14 protein-coding genes are annotated in these 14,658 nt (G+C 70.9%); 5 read left to right on the top strand and 9 right to left on the bottom strand.

What is annotated here, in order from left to right:
- Nucleotides 1-493: 493 nt before the first annotated feature.
- A complete protein-coding gene (locus ABZT14_RS10320) occupies nt 494-1,177 on the bottom strand; it encodes a DNA-3-methyladenine glycosylase (RefSeq protein ID WP_356299295.1) in 684 nt (227 codons plus the stop codon).
- A gap of 115 nt (nt 1,178-1,292) precedes the next feature.
- Here ABZT14_RS10320 and ABZT14_RS10315 point away from each other — a divergent pair, with 115 nt between their 5' ends.
- Complete coding sequence (locus ABZT14_RS10315; RefSeq protein WP_356299293.1) at nt 1,293-2,075, top strand: sporulation protein; 783 nt, start codon at nt 1,293-1,295, stop codon at nt 2,073-2,075.
- Between the two features lie 73 nt (nt 2,076-2,148).
- Here the strand turns inward: ABZT14_RS10315 and ABZT14_RS10310 are convergent, their stop codons facing one another.
- Nucleotides 2,149-2,586: a barstar family protein gene (locus tag ABZT14_RS10310; RefSeq protein WP_356299291.1), complete on the bottom strand. Its 438-nt coding sequence runs from the start codon at nt 2,584-2,586 to the stop codon at nt 2,149-2,151.
- A gap of 119 nt (nt 2,587-2,705) precedes the next feature.
- On the opposite strand from ABZT14_RS10310, the gene ABZT14_RS10305 reads away from it, so the two are divergent.
- Together ABZT14_RS10305 and ABZT14_RS10300 are read left to right on the top strand one after the other, a co-directional pair.
- Entirely contained in the window at nt 2,706-3,245 is a 540-nt protein-coding gene (locus tag ABZT14_RS10305; RefSeq protein WP_356299289.1) for a YbhB/YbcL family Raf kinase inhibitor-like protein, read from the top strand.
- Nucleotides 3,246-3,598: 353 nt separating this feature from the next.
- Nucleotides 3,599-4,108: an HNH endonuclease gene (locus ABZT14_RS10300; RefSeq protein ID WP_356299288.1), complete on the top strand. Its 510-nt coding sequence runs from the start codon at nt 3,599-3,601 to the stop codon at nt 4,106-4,108.
- 167 nt (nt 4,109-4,275) lie between these two features.
- Here the strand turns inward: ABZT14_RS10300 and ABZT14_RS10295 are convergent, their stop codons facing one another.
- The 4 genes from ABZT14_RS10295 to ABZT14_RS10280 form a co-directional block, all read right to left on the bottom strand.
- The gene (locus tag ABZT14_RS10295; protein ID WP_356299286.1) at nt 4,276-5,043 is read right to left on the bottom strand and encodes a sulfite exporter TauE/SafE family protein; all 768 of its coding nucleotides are present in this window, start codon (nt 5,041-5,043) and stop codon (nt 4,276-4,278) included.
- 73 nt (nt 5,044-5,116) lie between these two features.
- Nucleotides 5,117-6,052: an SPFH domain-containing protein gene (locus tag ABZT14_RS10290; protein ID WP_356299284.1), complete on the bottom strand. Its 936-nt coding sequence runs from the start codon at nt 6,050-6,052 to the stop codon at nt 5,117-5,119.
- An 82-nt stretch (nt 6,053-6,134) separates the two neighbouring features.
- Nucleotides 6,135-6,557, bottom strand: coding sequence for an NfeD family protein (locus tag ABZT14_RS10285; RefSeq protein WP_356299282.1), 423 nt, complete (start codon nt 6,555-6,557; stop codon nt 6,135-6,137).
- An 82-nt stretch (nt 6,558-6,639) separates the two neighbouring features.
- Nucleotides 6,640-7,431: an ABC transporter ATP-binding protein gene (locus tag ABZT14_RS10280; protein WP_356299280.1), complete on the bottom strand. Its 792-nt coding sequence runs from the start codon at nt 7,429-7,431 to the stop codon at nt 6,640-6,642.
- 118 nt (nt 7,432-7,549) lie between these two features.
- On the opposite strand from ABZT14_RS10280, the gene ABZT14_RS10275 reads away from it, so the two are divergent.
- The gene (locus ABZT14_RS10275; protein WP_356299278.1) at nt 7,550-8,341 is read left to right on the top strand and encodes a hypothetical protein; all 792 of its coding nucleotides are present in this window, start codon (nt 7,550-7,552) and stop codon (nt 8,339-8,341) included.
- Between the two features lie 9 nt (nt 8,342-8,350).
- Here ABZT14_RS10275 and ABZT14_RS10270 read toward each other — a convergent pair whose 3' ends face one another.
- From ABZT14_RS10270 to ABZT14_RS10260, 3 genes are all read right to left on the bottom strand, one after another.
- On the bottom strand, nt 8,351-8,989 hold the full coding sequence (locus ABZT14_RS10270; protein WP_356299276.1) for a response regulator transcription factor: 639 nt from the start codon (nt 8,987-8,989) through the stop codon (nt 8,351-8,353).
- Nucleotides 8,982-10,139, bottom strand: coding sequence for a GAF domain-containing sensor histidine kinase (locus ABZT14_RS10265; protein WP_356299274.1), 1,158 nt, complete (start codon nt 10,137-10,139; stop codon nt 8,982-8,984). Before ABZT14_RS10265 ends, ABZT14_RS10270 begins: the two co-directional genes overlap by 8 nt.
- Before the next feature lie 396 nt (nt 10,140-10,535).
- Nucleotides 10,536-13,151 (bottom strand): FHA domain-containing protein, encoded by a 2,616-nt coding sequence (locus tag ABZT14_RS10260; RefSeq protein WP_356299272.1) that lies wholly within the window; start codon nt 13,149-13,151, stop codon nt 10,536-10,538.
- A 284-nt stretch (nt 13,152-13,435) separates the two neighbouring features.
- Between ABZT14_RS10260 and serB the strand changes: the two genes are divergently transcribed.
- Nucleotides 13,436-14,656, top strand: a complete 1,221-nt coding sequence (gene serB, locus ABZT14_RS10255; RefSeq protein ID WP_356299270.1) for a phosphoserine phosphatase SerB — start codon at nt 13,436-13,438, stop codon at nt 14,654-14,656.
- Nucleotides 14,657-14,658: the final 2 nt, after the last annotated feature.

Genomic DNA, 14,658 nt, shown 5'->3' with positions numbered 1-14,658 from the left:
CATGTGTTAAGCACGCCGCCAGCGTTCGTCCTGAGCCAGGATCAAACTCTCCATAAACGCTAAACACGCCACAGAGACACCACACACCCACCCATTAAGAGCAGAATGTGCGGCCATCCTTGCTGCAAAAAATATGTTTCAAAGGAACCCCAAACCACACCCCCTGCCCCCACCACAACAGTGAAGACAGAAAACATGGCCACGGAGTATCAACAAACTTGGCGTTGACTTTTGGCACGCTGTTGAGTTCTCAAGAAACGGACGCTACCTTCAAAAACCCTTCCAGGCTCTCTCCGGGCGTTTCCCTTTCGGTGTTCACTACTCTAGCTGATTTCCCCGGAGGCGCCTAATCGGCTCCGAATTCCCGTTTCCGGGGACGCCAAAAGGAGCCCCAGTTTGGGGAGATCGTAGGTAGTGGTTGTCATCTGGGATGCTCTCACGCTTGCTCAAGGAGCTGCGAAGAGGCCATCCGCTTCAGACGACTCGACCTACGTTATGCCTCGCTGCTCCGCGCGTCAAGTTGAGCCCGGCGACGCCTGGGCTGGTGGGGGCGGTAGGGGCTGACGGAGGGGTCTCCGTCCAGCCAGAAGCGCCAGGGATGAGCCGCGCCCTCGCCCCCAACTCCCGTACGGGGTCCCTGCTTTACGGCACCGGGCTCGACGCCCGGGTGCCCTGGGGAGGAGGTGATGCGCAGGGGGGACGAGAGTTCCGTCGCGGGGCAGACGTCCACGCCGTCCAGTCGACCGTCGACCCCGAGGGCGGTGGCCAACCGGGCCGGCCCCTTCGCCAGCTCGCTGTCCTTGCGGGCCTTGGGGCGACGACCGCGCGCCAAGTCGACGCCGGTGAGCACCTCCCCCGCCCGCAGCAGGACACCGCTGGCGTGGTCGGTCGGACCGCAGACGAGGTTGAGGCTCCACCACATCCCGTAGATGAAGTAGACGTAGGCGTGGCCGGGGGGACCGAACATGGAGGCGTTGCGGGCGGTGCGGCCCCGGTAGGCGTGCGAGCCGGGGTCGACCTCGCCGGCGTAGGCCTCGACCTCGCTGATCCGCAGGGTCACCGGACCCTCGGGGCTGTCGTGCACCAACACCTTGCCGAGCAGTTGGGGCGCGACCTCCAGCACCGGGCGGTCGAAGAAGTGGCGGGGCAGGGGTGTCAGGTCTGGTACCGCGGACATGCGGCGGAGCGTAGTGCACGCGGAACCATGGGCCCGGCGTGGGCGTATCTACTGGGCGAGACGACGAGCAGAAGGCACGGACGTCTCCCGACAGGCTGACCTTGGGAGGAAGTTGATGGGCTTCAAGAAGCTGCTGGCGAGCGTGGGTGCCGGAGGCGCGTCGGTGGACGCCGTACTCCACGAGCCCAATGTGGTGCCCGGTGGCGTGGTCCAGGGCGAGGTCCGCATCGAGGGTGGCTCAGTACCTCAGCAGATCGAGGGACTGTCCGTGGGCCTTCAGGCACGGGTCGAGGTGGAGAGCGGGGACAACGAGTACAAGACCAACATCGAGTTCCACCGGTTGCAGCTGGGCGGGGCGTTCGAGGTGCAGGCCGGGGCGCAGCACGCGGTGCCGTTCTCCCTGGACATCCCCTGGGAGACGCCGACCACCATGTTCATGGACCGGCACCTGACCGGTATGAACGTGGGTGTGGTGACCCACCTGGCCATCGCGCGGGCGGTCGACTCGGGGGACCTGGACCCGGTCAACGTGCACCCGCTGCCCGCGCAGCAGGCGATCCTGGACGCCTTCGGGCAGCTGGGCTTCGCCTTCAAGACCGCTGACCTGGAGAAGGGGCACATCCGGGGTACCCGGCAGCAGCTCCCCTTCTACCAGGAGATCGAGTTCCGGGCCCCCCAGCAGTACCGGGGGATAAACGAGGTCGAACTGAGCTTCGTGGCCGACTCCCAGCAGATGGACGTCGTGCTGGAGATGGACAAGAAGCCGGGCCTCTTCAGCGAGGGCAGCGACACCTACCGCTCCTTCGTCGTGGGCCTGCACGACTTCCAGGAGACGGACTGGACCGCGTACCTGCACCAGTGGATCTCCGAGGTCGGGGGCCGGCGCAACTGGTTCTGAGCCGCCAGGCCAAGCGCCCGGCTCCCGAGGAACTCGGGGGCCGGGCGCTCCTGTTCGGGGGGGGGGCGTCGGTTCAGTCGACCAGGACGGTCAGGGGGGTGGGCCGTACCCCGGGGTCGAGGGCGGTGACCTGGTTGAGGACGCTCAGCAGGGTCGCGGCGTCCCGGGGCAGCCGTCGGGCGTACGAGGGCCACCCGTTGACCAGCAGCAGGTGGCCGGGGGCCTCGGGCCACCAGGACAGGTCGCCCAGTGCCTCCTCCAGGGCGTCCCAGTTGTGGCCGACGTACTCCGGCAGCCGCAGGGCCTGGGCGCAGGCCCGCATCAGCGACTCCTTGTCCGGTACCTCGTCCAGGCTGAGGCGGCTGGTGTGCCAGCCGGCGTCCCGAGCCCGTGAGGGCAGGTCGTCGAGGGGGTCGGGCCACCGGTAGACCCCGGCCGGGAGGGTGCCGTCGAGGAGTCGCTCGGGGGTGGTGCCGGAAGGCGGCTGGGGTGGCTCGGTGTGTGGGGGCATGGTGGCGCCTTTCGGGACGTGCGGGGGTCTGTCGGGCGGCGTGGGCCCGGAGTTGAGCCTACGGTGGGGCGTGCTGGCTAGGCTGGCCGCACAGTGATCGATTCGCTCAGGAGGTACCCGTGACCGAGCAGCAGCGTCGCCCGCTCCCCCATGACTTCCACCCGCCGGTGCCCTCGTTCACGGTGGTGAGCGAGGACCTGGTCGAGGGTGGGCCTCTGAAGTCGGAGCAGGTGTACGCGGAAGGGAACCGTTCCCCGCACCTGCGCTGGGAGGGCGCTCCCGAGGGGACCCGTAGCTACGCGGTGACCTGCTTCGACCCGGACGCCCCCACCGGCAGCGGCTTCTGGCACTGGTCGGTGTTCAACATCCCCGCCACGGTGCGGGAGTTGCCGGCGGGCGCCGGCTCGGGGGACATGGCGGGGCTGCCGGCCGGTGCCGTCCACGTACGCAACGACTACGGCACCCGGGACTTCGGGGGCGCCGCGCCGCCCCCCGGGGACGGTTCGCACCGCTACGTGTTCACCGTCTACGCGGTGGACAGCGAGGAACTGGGCCCGGACGCGGACGCCTCGCCCGCGGTGGTGGGGTTCCAGCTGCGCTTCAAGACGCTGGGCCGGGCCCAGCTGATCGGGGAGTACGAGGCCCCTGACGCGGCCTGACGCCCGCGCGGGAGCACCCTCGGAAAACGCTTTGCGCCCTGTCGTCCCGGGCCGCACAGTGGTGGTCGGCAGCCGGCACCGCTGGGGCGGGGACGGCAGGGCGCCGGTGTCTGCGCCCGCTGTCCGTCGGAGTCCGCCGCGAGGTGGGTGACCGCGCCGGCTGCCTCGTACCCTCGTCTCTCCCCCGGTGTCCCCGCTCTCCGTGACCGGTGTTGTCCGGCTCCTCCCCCTCTCCTCGTTTCCCGACCGTTCGCCGTGCGTGTGGGGGAAATTGCGTTGTTCCGGGGGGTCCTCGCGGGCACAGTGGACCCACCTCGCCGCCGGGGCGGGGCACCGCCCGGGAGGTGTGGGGGATGAGGAACACGCTGGTGCTCAACGCGAGCTTCGAGCCGCTGTCGACGGTCTCGCTGCGACGGGCCGTGGTGCTGGTGATGCAGGACAAGGCCCTGGTCGAGCAGGAGCACCCGGCGCTGCGGGTGCGCGCGGCCCGGGTGGAGCTGCCGGTGCCCCGGGTGATCCGGCTCAGGCGCTACGTACGGGTGCCGTTCCGACAACGGGCGCCCTGGTCGCGGCGCGGGGTACTGATCCGGGACCGTCACCTGTGCGCGTACTGCGGGCGCCGGGCGACGACGGTGGACCACCTGGTGCCGCGTTCCCAGGGCGGGGCGGACAGCTGGCTGAACACGGTGGCGGCCTGTGGGCCGGACAACCACCGCAAGGCGGACCGCACTCCGGCCGAGGCCGGCATGAGGCTGCTGGTGAAGCCGTTCGAGCCGACGCCGGCCGACGCCCTGGTGTTGGCGCTGGGGCTACGGGACGAGGAGGTGCCGTCCTGGCTGACGGTTCCGGCCCGTGCGGCCTGAACCCCAGCGGACTGGACCTCGCGCGGCCCCCGTACTCCTGACGGGGGCCGCTCCACCCGCGTCCCGGCGTCCGGGGCACCGGCCGCCGGAGCCGGAGCGGAGTGTCGACCACCCGCGCAGGGGACCACGTGGTCGGGACGAGGTCGACGCGGGTGGCCCAACGGGCCTCAGCGCAGCAGGAGTTGGACGATCGCGCAGAGGCCGACCGCCACGATGACCGCGCGGAACACGGTCGGCGGCAGCTTCCGCCCGATGCGGGCGCCGAGTTGGCCGCCGACCGTGGAGCCGAGGGCGATCAGCAGTACGGCGGTCCAGTCGAAGTCCGCGACGAACAGGAAGAACACCGCGGCGATGCCGTTGACCACGGCACCCAGCACGTTCTTGACGGCGTTGACGCGTTGCAGGGTCTCCTGGAGCAGCAGCCCCATCAGGGCCAGGTAGATCACGCCCTGTGCGGCGCCGAAGTACCCCCCGTACGCGCTGGCCAGCAACATGCCGGCCAGCAGCGCCAGTCCGCCGTCGGGGTGGGCGGTGGAGCCGTCGCGTTCCCGGCGGCGGCGCAGGGCGGCGGCCAGCCGGGGTTGGCCGATGACCAGCACCAGGGCGAGGCCGATGAGCACCGGCACGATCATGTCGAAGGCCGAGGAGGGCAGCACGATCAGCAGGGCCGCACCGATCAGCCCTCCGACCAGGGCGACGCCGGTGAGGCGGGCCACCCTCCGTCCCTGGCCGACCAGTTCGCGGCGGTAGGCGATGGCCCCGCTGACCGAGCCGGGTACCAGCCCCAGGGCGTTGGAGACGTTGGCGGTGACCGGGGGCAGGCCGATGGCCAGCAGTACCGGGAAGGTGATGAGGGTGCCGGAGCCGACGATGACGTTGATGGTTCCGGCGGCGGCGCCCGCGAAGCAGACCGCGAGGGCCTCCCAGACACTCATGAAAGACCCCCCAGGCGACAGATGCGGTACGCATCGATCATGCCTGAGGGGTCAAGAGGCCGGGTTGGGCGGGTCAGTCGACGGGCGGCTGCTGCCGGGGCGGCGCGGGGTGCTTCTCCATCGGGGCCCCGGTCCCGGGGCGGAAGTTGTCCAGCGCGCCGCCGAGCCCCTTGAGGGCGTCGCCGATCTCGCTGGGCACGATCCACAGCTTGTTGGCGTCGCCCTCGGCGATCTTCGGCAGCATCTGGAGGTACTGGTAGGACAGCAGCTTCTGGTCCGGGTCCCCGGCGTGGATGGACTCGAACACCGTACGGATGGCCTGGGCCTCACCCTCGGCGCGCAGGGCCGCGGACTTGGACTCACCCTCGGCGCGGAGGATCGCCGACTGCTTCTCACCCTCGGCGGTGAGGATCGCGGACTGACGTACACCCTCGGCCTGGAGGATCGCCGCGCGCTTGTCACGGTCGGCGCGCATCTGCTTCTCCATCGAGTCCTGGATGGAGGTCGGGGGCTCGATGGCCTTCAGCTCGACGCGGTTGACGCGGATGCCCCACTTGCCGGTGGCCTCGTCGAGGACGCCTCGGAGCGCCGCGTTGATCTCCTCACGGGAGGTCAGGGTCCGCTCCAGGTCCATGCCACCGATGATGTTCCGCAGCGTGGTGACGGTGAGCTGCTCGATGGCCTGGATGTAGCTGGCGACCTCGTAGGTGGCGGCCCGGGCGTCGGTGACCTGGTAGTAGATGACGGTGTCGATGTTGACGACCAGGTTGTCCTGGGTGATCACCGGCTGTGGCGGGAAGGGGACGACCTGTTCGCGGAGGTCGACCCGGTTGCGCACGGTGTCGATGAACGGGACGACGATGTTGAGGCCGGCGTTGAGGGTGCGGGTGTAGCGGCCGAAGCGCTCGACGATGGCGGCGCTGGCCTGCGGGATGACCTGGATCGTCTTGATGAGTGCGATGAAGACGAGCACCACCAGGATGATCAGGACGATGATGATCGCGTCCATCGGATTTCCCCTGCCGTACGGTCGAGTTGATGCTGTATCGGTTGTCTGCCGGTCACATGATCGCTCATGTGGTGGGGAGCCGTCACATCACGACGGCTGTCGCCCCGTCGATCTCCACCACGTCGACCTGGTCGCCCGGCTGGTAGGCCGCGTCGGAGTCCAGGGAACGCGCGGACCACACCTCGCCGGCCAGTTTGATCCGGCCGCCCTGGGCGTCCACCCGCTCCAGCACCAGGGCCTGACGCCCCTTCAGGGCGTCCACGCCGCTGGCGAGTTCGGGCCGCTCGGTCCGCATCCGGCGGGCCAGCGGGCGCACCACCATGATCAGCGCGGAGGAGACCACCGCGAAGACCAGGACCTGGGCCACCCTTCCGCCCCCGAGTCCCGCGGTGAGGGCGCCTGCCACGGCGCCGATGGCGAGCATCCCGAACTCCGGCATGGCCGTGAGCACAAGCGGGATACCCAGTCCGACCGCTGCGATGAGCCACCAGATCCATGCGTCCACACGTCCATGGTAGGCGTACCGGTCCGGCTCGGACAGGTCGCGGGAGGCGAAGATCGACCTTGGCCGGAGGGGGGCGGTGGGTTCAGGACAGCGGGAGGCCCTGGGCGGTGAAGCGGTCGCCGTGCTGTTCCAGGACCAGGGGCAGGCCGAAGCAGAGGGAGAGGTTGCGGGAGTTCAGCTCGGTGGCGATGGGGCCGGCGGCGAGCACCTGGCCCTGGCGGATCATGAGGACGTGGGTGAAACCGGGGGCGATCTCCTCGACGTGGTGGGTGACCATCAGCATCGAGGGGGCCAGTGGGTCACGGGCCAGCCGTCCCAGTCTGCGTACCAGGTCCTCGCGTCCCCCCAGGTCCAGGCCGGCGGCGGGCTCGTCCAGCAGCAGCAGTTCGGGGTCGGTCATCATCGCGCGGGCGATCAGGGTGCGCTTGCGCTCGCCCTCGGAGAGGGTGCCGAAGCGTCGGTCGAGGTACTCGGTCATGCCCAGGCGGTCCAGGAAGGCCCGGGCCCGCTCCTCGTCGATGGGGTCGTAGTGCTCCTGCCAGGTGGCGGTCATGCCGTACGCGGCGGTGAGGACGGTCTCCAGCACGGTCTGCCGGCTGGGCAGCTTGTCCACCATGGCGACGCCGGCCATGCCGATCCGGGGGCGCAGTTCGAAGACGTCCACGGCGCCGAGGCGCTCACCGAGGATGGTGGCGGTGCCGGAGCTGGGGAAGAGGTAGCTGGACGCCAGGTTGAGGAGGGTGGTCTTGCCGGCGCCGTTGGGGCCGAGGATCACCCAGCGTTCGCCCTCCTTCACCGACCAGGAGACCTGGTCCACCAGCGGGCGCCCCTCGCGGACCACGGATACGTCCACCAGCTCCAGAACATCGCTCATGAGCGCCTTGTCTCCCCTTGCAGTCGCCTTGGGTGGTACATGCCTGTGGGCATGGTCTCAGCCAAACCTACGCCAAGGGTTTGGGGTGCTGTGAAGGGACTGGTTCTAGGCTGGCCCCATGCTTGAGGAACCGCGCTCGGGGCGGCTTGTCGCCTGGGGGAACGCCCTGCTCGCCGGTCAGGTGTCACCGGACGAGGTGGCTGGCCGGATCGTTTCGGAGGACTCCCGGCACCGGGTGGTCCAACTGCCCGACGAGGAGGGCCCGGTGGGGCTGACCCTGGCCCTGGGGCGGTTGCGCTCCTGGGGGGTCTGGGGGTTCCGGCTGGCGTTGCCGGTACCGGGTCACCCCCTGGGGCTCAGCGGGCCGGCGGCGTTCAACTCGCTGGCCCTGGAGGCCGGGGAGGCGGTGTTGCTGTCGGGGGCGGCCTGGGGGCTGGTGCCCGAGGTGGTGGAGGCCGGGCCGGAGGGTGACGTCGACCGGGCGGTGCTGTGGCGGATGGAGCCGATCCGGGAGGCTCCGCCGGCGGACGTACCGTCCCTGGGCGAGGCGGAACGGGAGTTGGCGCAGGCTCTGCGAGAGGCCACCGAGGCGCTGACCCGGCTGGACGTGGCCGGCTCGTCGCCGGTGGCCGAGGCCGCCCTGGAGGCGTACCGGGCGCGGGCGGAGGCGGGGCGGACCCTGCTGGCTCCGGGCTACCCCGCCCGGGCGGTGCGGGTGCTGGAGCTGGCGCAGCGGGTGGCCGCGCTGGTGGGCATCGCCCAGGAGGGTACGGAGACGGGGGCGGCGTTGAGCGCCTCGGCGCTGGCCGCGCGGGCCGAGGCGTTGCGCGGGGTGGCGGCCACCGCGCGCCGGGCCCAGGTCGCCGCGTACAACGCCTACGCCGAGGAGCGGGAGCGCGAGCGGTCCTGAGCCGGGTGGTCAGGTGAGGCCGTGGCGTACCGCCCACAGCGCGGCCTGGGTGCGGTCCACCACGTCGAGCTTCATCAGGATGTTGGAGACGTGGGTCTTCACGGTCTTCTCCGACAGCACCAGGGTGCGGGCGATCTCCCGGTTGGAGTGGCCGTCGGCGATGAGGCCGAGCACCTCGCGCTCCCGCTCGGTGAGGGAGCCGGCCCGGCCCGGTGCCCCCTCCCCCGGCTCGTCGGCCAACAGGGCGTCGGCGACCTCGGGTTGGAGCAGGATGTGGCCGGCGTGTACGGAGCGGATGGCGCCGGCGAGGGCGTCGGGGTCGATGTCCTTGTAGACGTAGCCGGAGGCGCCGGCGCGCAGGGCGGGTACCACGGTGCGGCGCTCGGTGAAGCTGGTGATCACCAGTACCCGGGCGGGGTTGCCGCGCTCACGGAGTCGGCGCAGGGCGTCGATGCCGTCCGAGCCGGGCATCCTGACGTCCATCAGCACCACGTCCGGCCGCAGTTCCTCGGCCCGCTCCACGCAGGAGTCGCCGTCGGCGGCCTCCCCGACCACGTCGATGTCGTCCTGCACCTCCAGGAAGGTGCGCAGGCCGCGACGGACGACCTGGTGGTCGTCGACCAGCAGGACGCGGATGGGTTCAGCCACCGGGCACCTCCGTGCGGATGGCGGTGCCCCGGCCGGGTGCCGAGGACACCGTGAGCTCGCCGCCCACCGCCTGGGCCCGGTCCCTCATGGACGCCAGCCCCAGGTGGCGTCCGCGTACCCGGTGGGGTTCGAAGCCCACCCCGTCGTCGGCCACCCGCAGCACGGTGCCGCCGGAGGGGGCGCGGGCCAGGCTCACCTCGACCCGTCGCGCCTCCGCGTGCCGCAGCGCGTTGTGCAGGGCTTCCTGTGCGACGCGGAGCAGGGCCTCCTCCTGGGCGGCGGGCAGGGCGCGCACCCCTTCGGCGGTGAAGGTGATGCGGGCGCTGTGGGCACGGGCGAGCACCCTGGTCTGGGCCCGGAGGGTGGCGACCAGGCCGTCCTCGTCCAGGGCGGCGGGCCGCAACTCCACGACGGCGGCGCGGAGTTCCTCGGCGGCGTCGGCGGCCAGGTGGGCGACCTCGCGGAGTTCGGCCTTGGCCTGCGCGGGGTCGCGGTCCACCAGGGTGGCGGCGGCCTGGGCGGTCAGCCGGAGGGAGAACAGTTTCTGGGCGACCGCGTCGTGGAGTTCCTGGGCGAGCCGGGCGCGTTCCTCCGCGATGGTCAGTTCCCGGGCCCGTTCGTGGAGGCGGGCGTTGGTGAGGGCGAGCGCGGCGTGCTGGGTGAGCAGGTCGAGCAGTTCCTCGTCCTCGGAGGTGAACCGGGAGCCGGTGCCGGGCTCCGGGGAGTCGGACGGTTCCCTCTTGTTGGCGAGGAACAGGGCGCCCAGCACCTCGTCGTCCTCCCCGCCCCGGATGGGCATCCCGAGGAAGTCCACCAGCTCGGGGTGGGCGGAGGGCCAGCCCTCGAAGCGGGGGTCACGTCGTACGTCGGCCAGCCGCTGGGGGGTGGCCTCGCGGAGCATGGCGGCGAGGATGCCGTGCTGTCGGGGCAGCGGGCCGATGGCCTTCCACTGGTCGTCGCTGACGCCGGCCACCACGAACTGGGCGAAGCCGCCGTGGTCGTCGGGTACCCCGAGGGCGGCGTACTCGGCGTTCAGCAGCTCGCGGGCCGAGCCGACGATGGTCTGGAGGACCTCTCGTACCTCCAGGTGCCGGTTCATGGCCAGCAGTGCGGCGCTGACGGCGGTGAGTCCCTGGGTGGCGGCGACCATGTACCTCACGCTAGCCGGAGTGGGCGGGGTCGGGGATCGGCCCAGGGCAGGGCGGGCGGGGGCCCGGGGTCCTAGGTCCCTGGTCGGGGGCCGGGCGGTGCGGGGTGCGGGTACCGGCCTGGGCGGCCGGCCGTACGGGGCGTGCGCCCCGGGGTGGCGCGGGGCGGTGGTACGGGCGCCGGGGGGCGCCGGCGTTGTCGCGGCGCGGGCCTCGGTGGGGTTGCTGCGCCGTGGCACGGGGGCGCCAGCCCCGACGGGTGGGTGGCCGCGCCGGGGTGGGGGCCGGTACCGCCCCGGTACGCCGGATGGCGGCGCCCCGGGTCGGGGCGCCGCCATCCAGTCGCTGTCTTCCGGTCGCGTCCTTCCGGCCGCTGTCTTCCGGTCGCCGTCGCGCGGCTACTTGCGCATGACCTCCGGCTCGTGCCGTCGCAGCAGCTTGGCGACGATGAGGCCGAGGACCACGGTGAACAGCAGCAGCATCATCAGGTTGAGGGCGTAGATCCCGACGCTGAAGTCCCACAGCGGGTCCAGCTCGTCGGGCTTGGCGCGGTCCCAGGGCGGCATGGTGTGCGCCAGGTCGATGGCCGAACCGGCGGCCCCCACGCCCCAGCGGGAGGGCATCAGCCAGGCGACCTGCTCCACTCCCGGAGAGTTGAAGATCTGGAACAGGGTGCCGGTGAACACCACCTGGATGATGGCGAACATCACCAGCAGCGGCATGGTCTTCTCGGCGGTCTTCACCAGGGCGGAGATGATCAGGCCGAACATCATCGAGGTGATGCCCAGGGCGATGACGCCGACGCACATGTCGATCTCGGGGCCGAAGACCAGCTTGTCCTCGGGCATCTCCCGGGGCAGGAAGCCGATGGCGCAGATGATGACGCCCTGCACGGCGGTGATGACCCCGAGCACCAGGATCTTGGACATCAGGTACGCCGACCGGGACAGGCCGACGGCCCGTTCCCTTTCGTAGATGACCCGTTCCTTGATCAGTTCTCGTACGGAGTTGGCGGCGCCGGTGAAGCACATGCCCACCGCCAGGATCAGCACGATGGTGCCGGAGGCGGTGTTGGACAGCCGTGGGTTGGCGTTCGGCGCCAGGCCGAACTCCGAGGGGATGACCGTGCTCACCACCCCCAGCACCGCCGGCAGGATCACCATCAGGGCCATGAAGCCCTTGTCGGAGCCGATCACCGACAGATATCGGCGGGTCAGCGTCCACAGCTGGGAACCCCAGCTCTGGGGTTTCTGCGTCCGGGCGGGCATCTGCGGTACCACCTGCTGGGCCGGCGGAGCGGAGTCCAGGTCGGCGGCGTACAGCTGGTAGTGCTGGGAACCGCGCCAGCGGCCCATCCAGTCGTGGTCGCGGTAGTTCTCGAAGGCGGAGAACACGTCGGCCCAGGTCTGGTAGCCGAAGAAGTTCAACGCCTCGTCCGGCGGGCCGAAGTAGGCCACACCGCCGCCCGGGGCCATCACCAACAGCCGGTCGCACAGGGCGAGTTCGGCCACCGAGTGGGTGACCACCAGCACGGTGCGGCCGTCGTCGGCCAGCCCGCGCAGCAGCTGCATCACGTCGCGGTCCATGCCCGGGTCGAGGCCGGAGGTCGGCTCGTCCAGGAAGATCAACGAGGGCTTGGTGAGCAGCTCCAGGGCGACCGAGACGCGCTTGCGCTGGCCGCCGGAGAGCGAGGTGATCTTCTTGCCGGCGTGGATGTCCAGCTTGAGTTCGGCCAGCACCTCCTCGATCCGGGCGTTGCGCTCGGCGGCGGCGACGTCACCGGGGAAGCGGAGCTTGGCGGCGTAGCGCAGGGCGGTGCGGACGGTGAGGTCCTTGTGCAGGATGTCGTCCTGGGGCACCAGCCCGATACGTTGCCGCAGCTCGGCGAACTGCTTGTAGAGGTTCCGGTTGTCGTAGAGGACCTCGCCCACGTCGGCGGGGCGGTACCCGGTCAGGGCGCGGAGCAGCGTCGACTTGCCGGAGCCGGAGGGGCCGATGACCGCGACCAGGGACTTCTCGGGGACCCCGAAGGAGACGTCGTTGAGGATGACCTTGCCCTCGCCGACCTTCACGGTCAGGTGGCGGGCGGAGAAGGACACCTCGCCGGTGTCGACGAACTCCTCCAGCCGGTCCCCCACCAGCCGGAACGTGGAGTGACCGATACCGATGATGTCCTGCGGGGTGATCAGCCGGGCGCCGGAGCGGGGCAGCGGCTGACCGTTGACGTAGGTGCCGTTGTGCGCGCCCAGGTCACGGATCTCGAACTTGCCGTCCGGGGTGGCGTGGAACTCCGCGTGGTGACGGGAGACCTGAAGGTCGGAGACCACCAGGTCGTTCTCCAGGGCACGGCCGATCTTCATGACCCGGCCCAGGGCGAACTGGTGGAAGGAGGTGGCGCCCCGGGCGGCCCCCTGGCCCTCGGCGGAGGCCCCCGGCTGCTGGGGCTGGTCGCCCGAGGGGGCGGCCGGTGCTCCGCCGCCCTTGATGGCGCCCATACCGGCCGGCTGCTGCTGTTGCTGGTGGGGCGCGGCCTGCTGTTGCTGCGGCCAGCCGCCCTGCTGGGGCGCCTGCTGCCAACCGTGCTGCTGTTGCGGCGGCTGCTGGGGCTGCACCTGCTGCTGCCAGCCGCCCTGTTGGGGCTGCTGCTGGGGCGAGGGCGCGGTGCGGGTGGGCTCGGACGCCTGGGGGAACGGCTGTGGGGTTCCGGCTCCCGCGCCACCGAGGTCCAGCCGGGGGCCGTCGGTGGCGTTGCCCAGGTGTACGGGTACGCCCGGGGCCAGTTCCCACTGCTGGACGCGCTGCCCCTGGACGTAGGTCCCGTTGGTGCTGCCCTGGTCCTCGATGACCCAGGAGCGGCCACCCCACCTGACGACGGCGTGCCGCCAGGAGACCCTCGCGTCGTCGATCACCAGGTCACCCTGGGGGTCACGGCCGAGGGTGTACGTCCGGGACGGATCGAGCGTCCAGGACCTTCCGTTCAGTTCCAGTACGACTTCCGACACTCCATGCCCCACATAGTTGTCCCCCGAGCATTTCCCCGCGAGGGGAATCCTGGGATGGCGAACATCGTGGGGGAACTATTCCAGGCCGGCCCCCGGCGCAGAAAGCCACCCCGAGCAACAACCCCGCGACAGAACCATGGAGCGGGACGGACAGATGGCCATACCCGGACAGAATCCCCCAGGTTCGAGTGGTACGTCCCCCTCGACCCGCCCTGATCGTACGCTCTGGCCGTCAGACGTCCACGGTTCGATACGACGTCGATCAACCGCCGTCCCGCCGCTAACGTGAGAACACCATGAGCACACCGCAGGCCACACGCCCCCTGGACGACCAGCCCACCCTGTTGGTCAAGATCTTCGGCAAGGACCGTCCGGGCATCACCGCCGGACTCTTCGAGACGCTCGCCGCCTACGGCGTGGACGTGATCGACATCGAACAGGTCGTCACCCGGGGACGTATCACCCTGTGCGTCCTGGTGACCCAGCCCCAGGGGCCGGAGCACGAGGGAGCCCTGCGGGCGACCGTGCACAGCTGGGCCGAACCCTTCGGGCTGGAGGCCGAGATCATCTCCGGCAGGGGCGACAACCGCCCCCGGGGGCGCGGCCGTTCCCATGTCACCGTCCTGGGGCAGCCCCTGCTGGCCGCCGACGCCACCTCGCGGATCGCCTCCGCCATCGCCGGGGCCGGCGGCAACATCGACCGTATCTTCCGGCTCGCCAAGTACCCGGTCACGGCGGTGGAGTTCGACGTCTCCGGGGTGGACACCGCCACCCTGCGCCCCGAGCTGGCGCTGGAGGCCGCGCGGAGCGGGGTGGACGTGGCCGTGGTGGGCGCCGGGCTCCAGCGACGGGCCCAGCGGCTGGTGGTGATGGACGTGGACTCCACCCTGATCCAGGACGAGGTCATCGAGCTGTTCGCGGGCCACGCCGACTGTGAGGCGCAGGTCGCCGAGGTCACCGCCCGGGCGATGCGGGGGGAGCTGGACTTCGCCCAGTCGCTGCATGCCAGGGTGGAGCTGCTGAAGGGGCTGGACGCCTCGGTGGTGGACAAGGTCCGCGCCCAGGTGCGCCTGACCCCCGGTGCCCGCACCCTGGTGCGCACCCTGAAGCGGCTGGGCTTCCAGGTCGGCGTGGTCTCCGGTGGCTTCACCCAGGTCACCGACGGGCTGCGGGAGGAGCTGAACCTCGACTTCGCGGCGGCCAACACCCTGGAGGTGGTCGACGGTCGGCTGACCGGCAGGGTGGTGGGCGAGATGGTGGACCGGGCGGGGAAGGCCCGGCTGCTGCGCCGGTTCGCCGAGCAGGCCGGGGTGCCGCTGTCGCAGACCGTCGCCATCGGGGACGGCGCCAACGACCTGGACATGCTCAACGCCGCCGGGCTGGGCGTCGCCTTCAACGCCAAGCCGGTGGTGCGCGAGGCCGCCCACACCTCGGTGAACGTCCCCTTCCTGGACACCGTGCTGTACCTGCTGGGCATCAGCCGCGAGGAGGTCGAGGCGGCCGGACTGCTGGACTGAGT

Source organism: Streptomyces sp. NPDC005438 (assembly GCF_040606315.1).
Lineage (GTDB): Bacteria > Actinomycetota > Actinomycetes > Streptomycetales > Streptomycetaceae > Streptomyces.
Note: the sequence above shows the minus strand (reverse complement) of the source record. Positions and strands in the feature narration are given on the sequence as shown.

Excerpts from the sequence above, each read along its gene's own strand:
- ABZT14_RS10320 (WP_356299295.1), bottom strand. The coding sequence starts at position 1,177 with ATGTCCGCGGTACCAGACCTGACACCCCTGCCCCGCCACTTCTTCGAC.
- ABZT14_RS10315 (WP_356299293.1), top strand. The coding sequence starts at position 1,293 with ATGGGCTTCAAGAAGCTGCTGGCGAGCGTGGGTGCCGGAGGCGCGTCG.
- ABZT14_RS10310 (WP_356299291.1), bottom strand. The coding sequence starts at position 2,586 with ATGCCCCCACACACCGAGCCACCCCAGCCGCCTTCCGGCACCACCCCC.
- ABZT14_RS10300 (WP_356299288.1), top strand. The coding sequence starts at position 3,599 with ATGAGGAACACGCTGGTGCTCAACGCGAGCTTCGAGCCGCTGTCGACG.
- ABZT14_RS10295 (WP_356299286.1), bottom strand. The coding sequence starts at position 5,043 with ATGAGTGTCTGGGAGGCCCTCGCGGTCTGCTTCGCGGGCGCCGCCGCC.
- ABZT14_RS10290 (WP_356299284.1), bottom strand. The coding sequence starts at position 6,052 with ATGGACGCGATCATCATCGTCCTGATCATCCTGGTGGTGCTCGTCTTC.
- ABZT14_RS10280 (WP_356299280.1), bottom strand. The coding sequence starts at position 7,431 with ATGAGCGATGTTCTGGAGCTGGTGGACGTATCCGTGGTCCGCGAGGGG.
- ABZT14_RS10275 (WP_356299278.1), top strand. The coding sequence starts at position 7,550 with ATGCTTGAGGAACCGCGCTCGGGGCGGCTTGTCGCCTGGGGGAACGCC.
- ABZT14_RS10265 (WP_356299274.1), bottom strand. The coding sequence starts at position 10,139 with ATGGTCGCCGCCACCCAGGGACTCACCGCCGTCAGCGCCGCACTGCTG.
- serB (WP_356299270.1), top strand. The coding sequence starts at position 13,436 with ATGAGCACACCGCAGGCCACACGCCCCCTGGACGACCAGCCCACCCTG.